11 protein-coding genes, 1 tRNA gene and 1 pseudogene are annotated in these 12,015 nt (G+C 63.5%); 8 read left to right on the top strand and 5 right to left on the bottom strand.

All coding sequences use genetic code 11. The features are described 5' to 3' along the window. The first annotated feature begins 92 nt into the window (after window positions 1-92). Genes IED13_RS10660 through IED13_RS10650 form a run of 3 tightly spaced genes read left to right on the top strand, consistent with a single transcriptional unit; the run spans window position 93 to window position 2,775 of the window. Window positions 93-263: a hypothetical protein gene (locus IED13_RS10660; protein WP_191124157.1), complete on the top strand. Its 171-nt coding sequence runs from the start codon at window positions 93-95 to the stop codon at window positions 261-263. Between the two features lie 12 nt (window positions 264-275). Further along, complete coding sequence (locus tag IED13_RS10655; protein WP_191124156.1) at window positions 276-1,931, top strand: Eco57I restriction-modification methylase domain-containing protein; 1,656 nt, start codon at window positions 276-278, stop codon at window positions 1,929-1,931. Next, window positions 1,852-2,775 (top strand): XamI family restriction endonuclease, encoded by a 924-nt coding sequence (locus tag IED13_RS10650; RefSeq protein WP_191124155.1) that lies wholly within the window; start codon window positions 1,852-1,854, stop codon window positions 2,773-2,775. The genes IED13_RS10655 and IED13_RS10650 overlap by 80 nt, the downstream gene beginning before the upstream one ends. Here IED13_RS10650 and IED13_RS10645 read toward each other — a convergent pair. Beyond that, window positions 2,772-3,806 carry a Shedu anti-phage system protein SduA domain-containing protein gene (locus IED13_RS10645; protein WP_191124154.1) on the bottom strand — a complete coding sequence of 345 codons (1,035 nt, stop codon included), beginning with the start codon at window positions 3,804-3,806 and terminating at the stop codon, window positions 2,772-2,774. The two genes, IED13_RS10650 and IED13_RS10645, sit on opposite strands and share 4 nt — an antisense overlap. 61 nt (window positions 3,807-3,867) lie before the next feature. Between IED13_RS10645 and IED13_RS28780 the strand changes: the two are divergent. Then, window positions 3,868-4,090, top strand: a pseudogene (locus IED13_RS28780) (transposase); the annotation flags it as partial. 82 nt (window positions 4,091-4,172) lie between these two features. Here IED13_RS28780 and IED13_RS10640 read toward each other — a convergent pair. The 3 genes from IED13_RS10640 to IED13_RS10630 form a co-directional block, all read right to left on the bottom strand. Then, entirely contained in the window at window positions 4,173-4,481 is a 309-nt protein-coding gene (locus IED13_RS10640; RefSeq protein WP_248312536.1) for a hypothetical protein, read from the bottom strand. Continuing rightward, the gene (gene dndB, locus IED13_RS10635) at window positions 4,478-5,596 is read right to left on the bottom strand and encodes a DNA sulfur modification protein DndB (RefSeq protein WP_191124153.1); all 1,119 of its coding nucleotides are present in this window, start codon (window positions 5,594-5,596) and stop codon (window positions 4,478-4,480) included. Before dndB ends, IED13_RS10640 begins: the two co-directional genes overlap by 4 nt. A gap of 793 nt (window positions 5,597-6,389) precedes the next feature. Further along, window positions 6,390-6,464 (bottom strand) — tRNA-Gly (locus tag IED13_RS10630). A 278-nt stretch (window positions 6,465-6,742) separates the two neighbouring features. Here IED13_RS10630 and IED13_RS10625 point away from each other — a divergent pair. The 4 genes from IED13_RS10625 (at window position 6,743) to IED13_RS10610 (ending at window position 10,370) form a co-directional block, all read left to right on the top strand. Then, complete coding sequence (locus tag IED13_RS10625; RefSeq protein ID WP_185748010.1) at window positions 6,743-7,282, top strand: prolyl-tRNA synthetase associated domain-containing protein; 540 nt, start codon at window positions 6,743-6,745, stop codon at window positions 7,280-7,282. A 95-nt stretch (window positions 7,283-7,377) separates the two neighbouring features. Further along, window positions 7,378-8,277: a thioredoxin gene (gene trxA, locus IED13_RS10620; protein WP_191124152.1), complete on the top strand. Its 900-nt coding sequence runs from the start codon at window positions 7,378-7,380 to the stop codon at window positions 8,275-8,277. A 15-nt stretch (window positions 8,278-8,292) separates the two neighbouring features. After that, window positions 8,293-8,964, top strand: coding sequence for an LON peptidase substrate-binding domain-containing protein (locus IED13_RS10615; RefSeq protein ID WP_142022817.1), 672 nt, complete (start codon window positions 8,293-8,295; stop codon window positions 8,962-8,964). Continuing rightward, on the top strand, window positions 8,961-10,370 hold the full coding sequence (locus IED13_RS10610) for an MFS transporter (protein WP_191124151.1): 1,410 nt from the start codon (window positions 8,961-8,963) through the stop codon (window positions 10,368-10,370). The genes IED13_RS10615 and IED13_RS10610 overlap by 4 nt, the downstream gene beginning before the upstream one ends. 118 nt (window positions 10,371-10,488) lie before the next feature. Here IED13_RS10610 and IED13_RS10605 read toward each other — a convergent pair whose 3' ends face one another. Beyond that, window positions 10,489-11,925, bottom strand: coding sequence for a homospermidine synthase (locus IED13_RS10605; protein ID WP_191124150.1), 1,437 nt, complete (start codon window positions 11,923-11,925; stop codon window positions 10,489-10,491). Between the last annotated feature and the right edge of the window lie 90 nt (window positions 11,926-12,015).

The raw sequence follows: 12,015 nt of genomic DNA, 5'->3' as shown, positions 1-12,015 counted from the left end.
GGCAGGGTCGCCCGTTGAGCAGCTGTTTCCGCTCTTGCCAAGTGTGCAAAAAATCTGTTGAATGTGTCGACTCAAGTCGACAAGGTTGAGACATGGCAAAGACAGACTCGCGAAAAAGCCGTCAAGAGCGGCAAATCGTCGGGATCTCTCTCGATCCCGAAACGGCGAAAGCTGTGAAGGCCGAAGCGGAGCGGCGGGGTGTGACCGTTAAGCGTCTGTTTATGGAAGCGTGGGCGCTTTATCAAAAGCATCCTCCGAAGTAGCCGGGTAGCGTCATGATCATCGGATCGGAGACAACCCTCGCCGCGATCGCGGCGAGGATGGCGAACTCTCGCCGGTTGACCGCCAAGGAGCGGGCTCTGGTGCGAGATCGATGCGTCGTCTCCGAGGAGATTGTCTCGACAGCCTCCGCTCGGATCGCCAATGGCGAGGACGTCTTCGGCGACGCCTTCCTGAGCCTTCGCTCCAGCATCGCGCGTCGGGAGCTCGGCGCCGTCTACACGCCTGCGAAGATTATCGAGACGATGATCACTTGGGCGAAATCCGAGAATGCGGCGCCCTCGCTGGTGGTCGATCCTGGCTGCGGGTCCGGGTCCTATCTTGTCGCGGCTGCCGCCGCGTTCCCGGAGGCGCGCCTGCTCGGCATCGACATCGATCCGCTCGCCGCGCTCATGACACGCGCCCGAGCCGCCGTCCTGGGGTTTGCGGACAGGTTAGAAGTTCGCGTCGAGGACTATCGGAAGACCAAGCTGCCAAAGGTGGCCGGCGCCACGCTGTTCATCGGTAACCCGCCCTACGTCCGGCACCACGACATTGAGCCACACTGGAAGGCCTGGTATTCCGCGACGGCCTCCCGCCTCGGCTTCAAGGCGTCGCAGCTCGCCGGATTGCACCTGCATTTCTTCCTGCGAACCCGCGAGATCGCCCAGCCCGGGGACTACGGCGCTTTTATCACCTCGTCGGAATGGCTGGACACTAATTATGGCTCGACTCTCCGCGCCATGCTCGCGGACGGGCTTGGCGGCACTTCGGTTCACGTGATCGCGGCTGAGGCGCAGCCGTTCGCCGAGGCTATGACGACGGGTGCCATCACTACGTTCCGTGTCGGGAATCGTCCGGACGTGCTCCACATGCGTGCGGTAGCCAGTGCTGAGGATCTGCTAGGTCTGGGTTCGGGACAGCCCGTCGCGTGGTCCGACGCGACGCCTACGGCGCGGTGGTCGGAGTTTCTCCAGCAACACCGCTCGCGCAGGAACGACGACATGATGGAGCTCGGCGAACTATTTCGCGTCCATCGCGGCCAGGTCACAGGCAACAACGCTGCATGGATCGAGGGCATTCATAACGCCCACCTCCCTCGCCGCTTCTTCTATCCAACGATCACCAAGGCGAAGGACCTAATCAAGGCCGGCGCGGTGCTTTCCGACGTCTCGGTCCTCCGTAGCCTTCTCGACCTGCCAAATGACCTGGACGGGCTTCCCGCCCAAGAGAAGAAGGCGGTAGAGCAGTATCTCAAGGTTCTCAGGAACCTGGGGGTCCACGATGGTTATGTAGCGAAGAACCGCCGGGTCTGGTGGAGCGTGAACCTGAAACAGGCCGCTCCGATCCTCTGCACCTATATGGCTCGCCGTGCTCCTGCCTTCGTCAGAAATCGGGTAGGCGCCCGGCATATCAACATTGCTCACGGCCTGTATCCGAAGGAACAGATGACTGACGCGCTGCTCGATGCGATCGCGCTCTGGCTTGGCGAGAACGTGACCGTGCAGGGCGGCAGGACCTACGCCGGAGGTCTAACAAAATTCGAGCCGCGGGAAGTTGAACGAATCAGAATTCCGAGGCTAGATCGCCTCCATGGCCTTGCGACCGAAACGTTGGAACAAAGACGAGCTGACCGCCGACATAGGAACGGCGAAAGACGAGTTCCGGGCTGACCGGACGAAGGCACCGAGAGACCTCTATCTCAAGTACGTAGCCAGCGCACGGATCGACCTCGGTGCCGTCGTCCCGCAGTTGACAGAAATCCTAGGCAAGAAGCTCGATCTAGAAGCCCTCGCCAAGATCATCGCCCGCGACGAACACCGTCGAGCCTTGCTTTACACCGCAGCGCCTCCAATCAGCCAGGACGACCTGAAGACGGTCGCGAAAGCCAAGTTGTCGAGGAAAGCAATCCTCGACGCCAAGGGGGGCGACGGCGCCCGCATCGCCGCGATCCTCAAGTCGCACATAGATCCGGAGCGCTTTCCCTGGATCGAGAAGAATCGTGCCGCCACTAAGGACGAAGTGCGGGACGCGATCATGGCGACCGCCGCCATGCTCGCCGCGCAGCGCGTCCAAACCATTCGCCGGAACGCGGCCAAGCTGCTCGAAGAAACCGTCAAAGAGGAACTCGTCGCTCTCGGTTTCAAGGAGGTGCCCCGAAAGCCGATCACGACGATGGGACATGCCCCGCCGCCTGGATCGTTCATGGGCGAGACCAAGGTGGTCGGCCATCGCGCGGACGTCGTTGTCCGTCTGCCGGATCAGCGGTTGCTGCTGATCGAGTGCAAGGTCTCGAACTCCGAAGTGAATAGCTTCAAGCGCGTCGTCGCTGACACCGGCGGCAAGGCGCCGAGCTGGTATCGCGACCTGGGCGCAGCCAATGTCGTGGCCTGCGCTGTCCTGAAAGGCGTCTTCAAGAAGGACAACCTGCTGCACGTGCAGGACGACAAGGACGTCTACATCTTCTGGTCGCACCGGCTCGAAGACATGGCCAACTACATCGGCCGAAACCCTTAGGCAGAACCGCCTTCAAGATAGGCGAGCACGCGACGGGCGATAGCGAGCAGCCCATCGTACGTGATGACCTGGATGCGATGCAGATGCCCATTGAGACGCCTGAGCGCCGCCTGCTGTTCAGCATCGCCATCGCGCCCAATTATGACCTTCGCGCAGATCTTGGTCACGTCCACCTCGTCGTTGGCCAGGATGGCGTCGCGTTGCCGGTCGAGCTTCTCCAGATAGTTCTGACATTGGGCGATCACCTTAGAGAGCTCGGCTGACGGGTAGAGCGTGTTGTGCGATCGGTCACGGACGAACAAGAGCTGCGTCGGCATCGGCGTCTTAATCTCGATGAGTTCGACAACGCCGCTGGTCGTTCGCCTCGTCAGGAAATCCACCTGCTCGTCGCGTGTCCAGCGCCGGCGATCAAGGACCGCGCTGTATTCGCTGCCGAAAATCCAGGGGTTCGCTTCGAGCAGCCGCTGGAAATCGGCTTCCCTGTCAGACGTCTCAATCAGCCCGTTGAGCTCGGCGACGGCCTTGCAATAGACCTCCAAATTCAACGCCGTCGCGGCCTTCTCAAGGAAGCTCTGATCCTCCGACAGCTTGGCCGCGAGCTTGGCCAGCACGCCGGGCGTTGAAGCCGCCTGGCGCATGAGGGTGGCAAGCGCATCGAGCTTCGCACTATCGCCAAGCTCGGTCAGTTGTCGCAGCGTCTGCGCGTCACGCCCAGCGTCCAGTACCAGGAAGCTTCTGGCCCGATCCGGCAGGTCTCCGCCGCGGGCCGTTAGAAGGAAATCCGAGAGTTTGGTAATCTCGCCGCCTTCGAGACTGAGGCTTCGCTCCTGCACGAACGTGCAGGCCACTTTCGTCATCTTGTAGGTCTTCAGGCTCAGCGTGTCGTGGTGGAAGGCGCCGGAGTGCTGATCCTGGATATCAGTAATCTTGGCGATCTTACGGACCTGAGGGCCGTCTTTCAACGTCACTTGCTTAACGGCGCGAAGGTTTGGATGACGGTCGGCAGCTGGCTTGGCGATCTCTACCTTCATATTCGTGATCCACTCCCGTTTAATTGACCCACCTTGAAGTATGTCAGACAAGAGGACCACAATGCCGAAGAAGCAGCATAAGCCCGAAGAGAACATCGCGAAGTTACGGCAGATTAATGTACTGGTCTCGCAGGGGCGATCCGTTGCCGAGGCGATCCGTTCGATCGGCATGACGGAAGTTAGTTACTAATTACCGCTGGCGCCGTGAGTTCGGCAGCCTGAGATCGGATCAGGTCAAGCAGATGAAAGAACTTGAGGTCGAGAGCGCGAGACTCCGCCGCGCCGCCCCCCTACCACGACGATCGCCGAGATCCTGACCAATATGTTGAAAGCGCCGCCCAGGATGAGCTCGCGGCGCCTTCGGTGTTACTGGTGCTGCAGGACCGCTTCGCGCGCCGCGTGGAGCGCCTGCTCCGCTACCGCGAGGGCCTCAAGGGCGGCTACTGCATCACGGCCGCGAGGATACGGTCCAGGAGGCGGAAGCTCGCCGGTATACGGCTCTACCCAGTGGAAGGTGTGGCCAGTGGCGATCTCGGCGATACGGCCGCCGTTCACGCCGAACCATGCCGCGATGTCATGCTGACGGTCGCCACGAGCCAGCATGGCCTTGGCGATTGCAGCATCCGCCTCATTGAGAACCATGCCGCTCTTGTGTGCCCGCGAGCCCATGGTCATGCCACCGCTTTCGAAGCGATGAGGTCATCGGCCGTCGTGAGCGACTTTGCCTCAGCATCAGAGAGCGGGAGCCCCAGCTTGCGCTTGACATAGGCCTTGGTGGCCTGACGCGCTTGGCGGTTGGACGCGACCGAACCGGCCACAACCACGACGCCTTCCCACTCAGGGTTGGACTTGCGCCAGTCGATGTCGGTCAGCTTTTCCAGGCGCTGGCTCCAGTCGTTCGGGTATTCCTTCATCAGTTCGGCACCGGCCGAGCCGATGGCGCGGAGGATCGTCGCGTGGGAAGCGATGCTCTCCTGGCGCAGTTCCATGGCCTTCATGCCTCCGTCGCGCACTGCGCGCCATGAAGGCATATAGTCGGCCACGGCCTTCCAGAAGGTCACCGACAGCGCGGCCAGTTCGGAGGGAGGAGCATTATCTTCGTCATCGTTGGCGGAGAGACCGGCAATGTCTCGGAACTTCAGCAGTTCATTGTTGGCCTCATAGATCGAGGACAGCGAGAAGAGCTTCGGCGAGCGGATGCCGATGGAGATGGCATCTCGGTCAACCATGCCGTCGAATACGTCGACCAGGCGAATGGTATCGAGCGTAAGGCGACTCATCGGGTCGCGCTTGTCGTAGAGGATATTGAGCGACTTCGACGTGTTCTGACCGTACCGGTTAAGGTCGGAAAACATCTGCTGCATGCGGTCGCGGTTCTCATATGGGAACAGGAGTACCGACAGCGTCTCGTCGCCGAGCTGTGGGTTTTCCTTGATAGCCTTGGCGATCGCTGCACAGCGGTGCTGGCCGTCGTTGATGACGAATTCCGCGTCTTGAAAGTCCATTTCAAGCATGCCGAGCCCATCGCCCCCGATGGGCTTGAAGTTTACGTCGCATTTATATGAAGCAGTGATCGACGAGAACAGATAACCCTCTTCGTTGTCAAGGATGTACTTCGCCATGTGGGGGATGCGTTTCTCGTTAAGGATGCGCTGCTCGCGCTCCTCAGGCGTGAACTCCGCCCAGTCGCGGAAGGTGAACATCTTCGGGACGACGCTCATCTTCATCATGCAGGAGTAGTATTCGCGCTGGCCAATAGCGCCTTTCATGGCCGGGAAGGAGACCTTCATTTTTCAGTTTTCCTCATGAGAGCTCGGGTTGGTGCCGGGGTTAGAGCGCCGTCGCTCAGTCCGGCGAGGGGTGAGCTCGCGAGAATATAAAGCACAGCTCTGAGGATTTACGTCAAGAGCTCGAATGCATTTTTTTCGGAGCTCTCATAAAAAAACAACAGAGCTCTCGCGATAACTGACAAGAGCTCGTCAAAGAAATTGAGTTCCCGGGGATGCGCCGCGTCGTGAGCAAGTTCGATTTGACAGCGGCCAACCTTGTCGGGGTGCTCGTCGATCGCAGAGGCGAATCGTCGCTAGCGCATTTTGGAGGGCTGATCGCAAAAGCCGCTGCGGGGCGCGAAAGCTGGCGCTGCTGATTTTGAGACATATCGGGCTGCTACCTCGCCCGGTAGCATTCGGCGATCGGCGGTGTTTAGCGAACCGAGAGAAATTCGAACACACACATCGAAATGATCGGTAGGCGCTCTTTTGCGGCCGCCATGATGCAACGCAGGGGAAGGCCGCTCCGAGTCATGCTCTACAAGCCGGCAGGTCAAGCACTACCGCCGCCGCGAGCCCATGACCATCCGCATCCCCATTTCCTGCGGTGGCACCACGAAAATTGCTTCAAACAGTGGGGGTCAGCGGGCGCGCGCCTGAAAGGCCGGGAAGGACTATGGGGCCGAACGTGTAACCGCGAGGTAACCACGGGCTTTCGGAGCCCTTCGGAAGCGACCTCGAAACCCTCAGGCCCAAAAAGCAAAAAGCGCCGGGAAACCCGACGCTTGCATGCTTCTCAAACCTTGAGATTGTCTGGAGCGGGCGAAGGGATTCGAACCCTCGACCCCAACCTTGGCAAGGTTGTGCTCTACCCCTGAGCTACACCCGCATCCGAGACAGTCACGCCGTGGCGGCGCGGCCGGGTTATTGCCCCAAAGCGCTGCGGAGTGCAAGCGTTTCGGCAAAGTTTTTTTGCCCCCTGTCGATAAATCCCGCAGCGGACCGGCTTCGCGCCTCGGAATGCCGGAGGGCGGGGTCCGTCGATTCCGGGCCGGAGACGGCTCGGCGCGCGGCGCGGCCCGTCCTTGCCGGAAATGCGGATTCCGCTGCCGCCTCAAATGGTCTAGAGCCGGATCGGATCGGATTGAAACGGTTTCCCGCCCCGCCATGATTCCCACGTCCCAGATCATCCCTCTGACCGATGCGGAGCTGTGCGCGCGCCTCGCGGCGAGCGGCATCGCGTTCCACCGCACCGACCATCCGGCCGTGTTCACGGTGGCGGAGACCGCGCCGCATCGCGACATGATGATCGGATTGCAGACCAAGAACCTGTTCCTGAAGGACAAGAAGGGCCGGCTCTTCCTGGTCTCGGCCAAATCCGACGCACGCATCGACCTGAAGCGCTTGCACGAGACGCTGGGCGCCAGCGGCCGGCTGTCCTTCGGTTCGGCCGAATTGCTGCTGGAGAAGCTGGGCGTCACGCCGGGCTCGGTCACGGCCTTTGCCGTCGTCAATGATCGCGAAGGGGCGGTGACCATGGTGCTCGACGCCAATCTGACGACCGGCGAGGAGGTCAACTTCCATCCCCTGGTCAACACCGCGACCCTGCGCATCGGCCGGGACGATCTCGTCGCCTTCCTGCGCGAGACCGGCCATGAGCCGCTGATCGTCGATTTGCCGGTGCCGCCCGATGGACAGAACGGCTAAAGCTCCCCATTTAAGGGGCGGCCGCGTCGCGGCCGCCAATTGCTGAAAACACGCGAATCCGAACGTCGGAACGACGGCATCACGAAGGGCGACCCATGCTGGTCAATGGCGAGGCGGCCGAGCAACCCGGCCTGATCAAGGACACCACCACCCAGGGCTTCCGCCAGGACGTCATCGCCGAATCGATGCAGCAGCCGGTGCTGGTCGATTTCTGGGCGCCGTGGTGCGGGCCGTGCAAGCAGCTGACGCCCGTCATCGAGAAGGCGGTCAAGGCCGCCGGCGGCAAGGTCAAGCTCGTCAAGATGAACATCGACGAGCACCCGCAGATCTCCGGCCAGCTCGGCATCCAGTCGATTCCCGCCGTCATCGCCTTCAAGCAGGGCCAGCCGATCGACGGTTTCATGGGCGCGCAGCCGGAAAGCCAGGTGAAGGCCTTCATCGAGCGCCTTGTCGGGCCGGTCGGGCCGGGCGAGGCGGAGGAGCTGATCGCGGCCGCTCAGGAAGCGCTCGCGGCCGGCGATGCCGCCGGGGCGAGCGAGCTCTACGGGCATGCCCTGCAGCTGGAGCCGGAGAACCTCGGCGCCATCGCCGGCCTCTCGCGGCTGCATCTCGACACCGGCGACATCGAGGGCGCCAAGGGCATCCTCGCCATGGCGCCGCAGGAGAAGGCGAGCGACCAGGCGATCGCCGCCGTGCGGGCCGCTATCGAGCTTGCCGAGCAGGCCGCCTCGCTCGGCGACACGGCCGAGCTCGAGGCGAAGGTCGCCGCCGATCCGAAGGACTATCAGGCGCGCTTCGATCTCGCGCTGGCGCTCAATGCGCGCGACAAGCGCGAGGAGGCCGTTGACCATCTGATCGCCATCATCAAGGCCGACAGGAAGTGGAACGACGATGGCGCGCGTAAGCAGCTCCTCCAGTTCTTCGAGGCCTGGGGGCCGATGGACGAGGCAAGCGTGGGCGGACGCCGGAAGCTGTCGACCCTGCTGTTTTCCTGAAGCGAGGATGCGCGGATGGGCATGAACGCCGTCTACAAGGGGGCCGGGGATTGCCCGCAGGTGATCCCGCTCTTCCCTTTGACCGGCGCGCTCTTGCTCCCGCGCGGACAGATGCCGCTCAATATCTTCGAGCCGCGCTATCTGGCGATGATCGATGACGCGATCCGGGGCGACCGCGTCATCGGGATGATCCAGCCCGAGCCGGATGACGGTCGCCGCGTCGAGATTCCGCCGCTGGTCAGGGTCGGCTGTCTCGGCCGCATCACCCAGTTCGCCGAGACCGGCGACGATCGCTACATCATCAGCCTGACCGGCATCAGCCGTTTCCGCGTCGTGGAGGAATTGTCCGTGGTGACGCCCTACCGGCAGGGACGGGTGGATTACGAGCCCTTCGCGGTCGATTTCATCGCCCGCTCGGGCGAGGAGGCGGTCGATCGCGACGGGCTGCTCAAGGCGTTGCGCGACTTCGCCAAGGCAAACGACCTCAAGATCGACTGGAAGGGCGTCCATGAGGCGCCGAACGAGGCGCTGGTCAACGCGTTGGCGATGATGTGCCCCTTCGGCCCGCGCGAGAAGCAGGCGCTGCTGGAGGCGCGCAGCCTCAAGGAGCGCGCCGAGGTGCTGGTGGCGATCACCGAGATCGAGCTGGCGCGCGGCGGCGGCGATCCGGACACGACGCTGCAGTGAGCTCCGCCATTTCCTCGTCCGAGCCGGTTGCCGTCGCGCCGCCGTCGACCTGGCCGCCGCGGCGCGCGGTCGTGGCGTGGATCTTCTTCGACTGGTCGGCGCAGCCTTTCTTCACGCTGATCACCACCTTCGTCTTCGCACCGTTCTTCGCCTCGGCCCTGGCAAGCGATGCGGCGGAGGGGCAGGCGCTGTGGGGCTATGCCACGGGCTTCGCCGGCTTCTGCATCGCGCTGCTCTCGCCGCTGCTCGGTGGCGTCGCCGACCGGACGGGGCCGCGCAAGCCCTGGATCGCGGCCTTCGGGGCGCTGCTGGTGATCGGTTCGGCCATGCTCTGGTTCGCGGTGCCCGGCTCGCCATGGGCGGTGACGATCGCGCTCGCCGGCTTCGTCATCGCGACGGTCGGCGCCGAATTCGCGACGACCTTCAACAATGCGATGATGACGCGGCTGGTGCCGGCGGAGCGGTTGGGCTGGCTCTCCGGCACGGGCTGGGCGGTCGGCTATCTCGGCGGGCTTCTCTCGCTGGCGGTGACGCTTGGCCTGCTGGCGGCCGATCCGCATACCGGCAAGACGCTGGCCGGGCTGTCGCCGATCTTCGGGCTCGATGCCGCCAGCCGCGAGGGCGACCGTTTCTCCGGGCCGCTGACGGCGCTATGGTTCATCGTCTTCGTCGCGCCGATGTTCCTGCTCACTCCCGACTCGCCGCGAACCGGGATGCGGCTCAAGGAAGCGGCGCAAGGCGGCGTCGGACGGCTCAAGGCGACGATCGCGGAATTGCCGAAGCTGCCTGCGCTCGGGCGTTTCCTGCTCGCGAACATGATCTACCAGGATGCGCTGGTCGCGCTCTTCGCCTTCGGCGGCATCTATGCGGCCGGCGTCTTCGGCTGGCAGACCATCGAGCTCGGCGTCTTCGGCATCCTGCTCACCGTCACCGGCACGCTCGGCGCCTGGCTCGGGGGCAAGCTCGACGACGCCATCGGCGGCAAGCCGGTGATCCTGGGCTCGATCGCCTGCCTGCTCTTCGCCTGCCTCGGCATTCTCTCGCTGAGCGCCGACCATATCCTGTTCGTGATCCCGGCCGCCCCGGCGGTGCCGGGGGATGGGCTCTATGCCTCGGTGCCGGAGCGAGTCTATCTCGGCCTCGGCCTGCTGATCGGCCTCGTCGCCGGTCCCATGCAGGCGGCTTCGCGCAGCCTGCTGGCGCGGCTCGCGCCGGAAGGACGGATCGGCGAATTCTTCGGGCTCTTCGCCCTGTCGGGGAAGGTGACGTCCTTCATGGGGCCGACGCTGGTCGCGCTGGCGACGAGCGTCTTCGCCAGCCAGCGCGCGGGCCTGGCGGTGCTGATCGTGTTCTTCCTGGCGGGCGGGGCGCTTTTGGCGGGTGTTAACGTGAAACGGGCGCCGTAGCGCCCGTCTGTCACTGCCGTCATGCTCGGGCTTGCCCCGAGCATCTTTGGAACCAGTTGTCTCTCGTCATGAGAGTCTCGGGTCGCCGCTCAGCGGCGCCCGAGAATGACATCCAGCCTTACCGAACCAGGATGTTCCTGAACTGCCAGGGATCGCTGGTATCGATGTCCTCCGGGAACAGGCCCGGGCGGCCGTCGAGCGGGGTCCAGTCGGTGTAATAGCCCTTCACCGGACCGAGATAGGGCATCTGGATTCCCAGGCAGCGGTCGAGATCCATCTCCTCGACCTCGACGATGCCGGCATTGGGATTCTCGAGCGCCCAGACCATGCCGGCGAGCACGGCCGAGGTGACCTGCAGGCCGGTCGCGGTCTGGTACGGAGCGAGCTTGCGGGCTTCCTCGGTCGAGAGCTGCGAGCCGAACCAGTAGGCGCCCTTGTCGTGGCCGTAGAGCAGCACGCCGAGCTCGTCGATGCCGTCGACGACCTCGTTCTCCTCGAGGATGTGGTGCTTCTCCTGCGGACGGCCAGCATTGCCGAACATCTCGTGGAGCGAGAGCACCGCATCGTTCGCAGGGTGATAGGCGTAGTGGCAGGTCGGCCGGTAGATCGCCTTGCCGCTCTCGTCGCGCACGGTGAAATAGTCGGCGATCGAGATCGACTCGTTATGCGTCACCAGGAAGCCGTATTGCGGGCCGGGCGTCGGGCACCAGCTGCGTACCTTGGTCTCGGCGCCGGGCTGCATCAGGTAGATCGCGGCCTGGGAGCCGGTCTCGTGGGTGCGGGCATTCTCCGGCATCCATTTCTCATGGGTGCCCCAGCCGAGCTCGGCCGGCTGCACGCCCTCGGAGATGAAGCCCTCGACCGACCAGGTGTTGACGAAGACGCCGGGCGGCTTGGGGTTCTTCGAACGCTGCGTGTCGCGCTCGGCGATATGGATGCCCTTGACGCCGACCTGCTTCATCAGCGCGGCCCATTCCTCGCGGGTCTTCGGCTGGGGCACGTTGAGGCGCATGTCGGCGGCGACGTTCAGCAGGGCCTTCTTGGCGAGCCAGGAGGCCATGCCCGGATTGGCGCCGCAGCAGGAAATGGCCGTCGTCGAACCAGGCTGACGGGCGCGCTTGGCGGCCAGCGTCATCTCGCGCAGGGCATAGTTCGAACGCTCGCCCGGCCCCTTGCTCTCGTCGAAATAGAAGCCGAGCCAGGGCTCGTTGACGGTGTCGATATAAAGCGCCCCTAAGCTGGAGCAGAATTCCATCAAGTCGCGCGAGCCGGTGTCGCAGGACAGGTTCACGCAGAAACCCTGTCCGCCGCCGGCCGTCAGCACCGGTTCGAGCAGCGCCTTGTAGTTCTCGGGCGTCAGCGCTTCCTGGATGAAGCGGATGCCACGCTCATCGAGGAGCGCCCGGTTCTCGTCGTCCGGCGCGATCACCACGAAGCGGCTCTTGTCGTATTTGAAATGCCGTTCGATCATCGGCAGCGTCCCGCGGCCGATCGAGCCGAAGCCGATCATCACGATCGGGCCGGTGATCTCGCCGTATACGGGCCAATCCGTCATTCTTTTGAACTCCTGGGTTCGGGAAACATCGAAGCGAAGGCTGGTATGGGCGGGCGGCCCCGGCGTCAACAGCCGCGGCGGCATCGGACC

This window comes from Allobosea spartocytisi (genome assembly GCF_014764685.1).
GTDB classification, from domain to species: domain Bacteria; phylum Pseudomonadota; class Alphaproteobacteria; order Rhizobiales; family Beijerinckiaceae; genus Allobosea; species Allobosea spartocytisi.
The sequence above is the reverse complement of the archived record's forward strand: the minus strand, read 5'-3'. Positions and strand labels throughout refer to the sequence as shown.

Bases quoted from the DNA above. Each gene is read 5' to 3' on its own strand.
- IED13_RS10640 (WP_248312536.1), bottom strand. From the start codon at position 4,481: ATGACCATGGGCTCGCGGGCACACAAGAGCGGCATGGTTCTCAATGAG.
- IED13_RS10605 (WP_191124150.1), bottom strand. From the start codon at position 11,925: ATGACGGATTGGCCCGTATACGGCGAGATCACCGGCCCGATCGTGATG.
- IED13_RS10645 (WP_191124154.1), bottom strand. From the start codon at position 3,806: ATGAAGGTAGAGATCGCCAAGCCAGCTGCCGACCGTCATCCAAACCTT.
- IED13_RS10615 (WP_142022817.1), top strand. From the start codon at position 8,293: ATGGGCATGAACGCCGTCTACAAGGGGGCCGGGGATTGCCCGCAGGTG.
- IED13_RS10625 (WP_185748010.1), top strand. From the start codon at position 6,743: ATGATTCCCACGTCCCAGATCATCCCTCTGACCGATGCGGAGCTGTGC.
- IED13_RS10660 (WP_191124157.1), top strand. From the start codon at position 93: ATGGCAAAGACAGACTCGCGAAAAAGCCGTCAAGAGCGGCAAATCGTC.
- trxA (WP_191124152.1), top strand. From the start codon at position 7,378: ATGCTGGTCAATGGCGAGGCGGCCGAGCAACCCGGCCTGATCAAGGAC.
- IED13_RS10655 (WP_191124156.1), top strand. From the start codon at position 276: ATGATCATCGGATCGGAGACAACCCTCGCCGCGATCGCGGCGAGGATG.
- dndB (WP_191124153.1), bottom strand. From the start codon at position 5,596: ATGAAGGTCTCCTTCCCGGCCATGAAAGGCGCTATTGGCCAGCGCGAA.
- IED13_RS10650 (WP_191124155.1), top strand. From the start codon at position 1,852: ATGGCCTTGCGACCGAAACGTTGGAACAAAGACGAGCTGACCGCCGAC.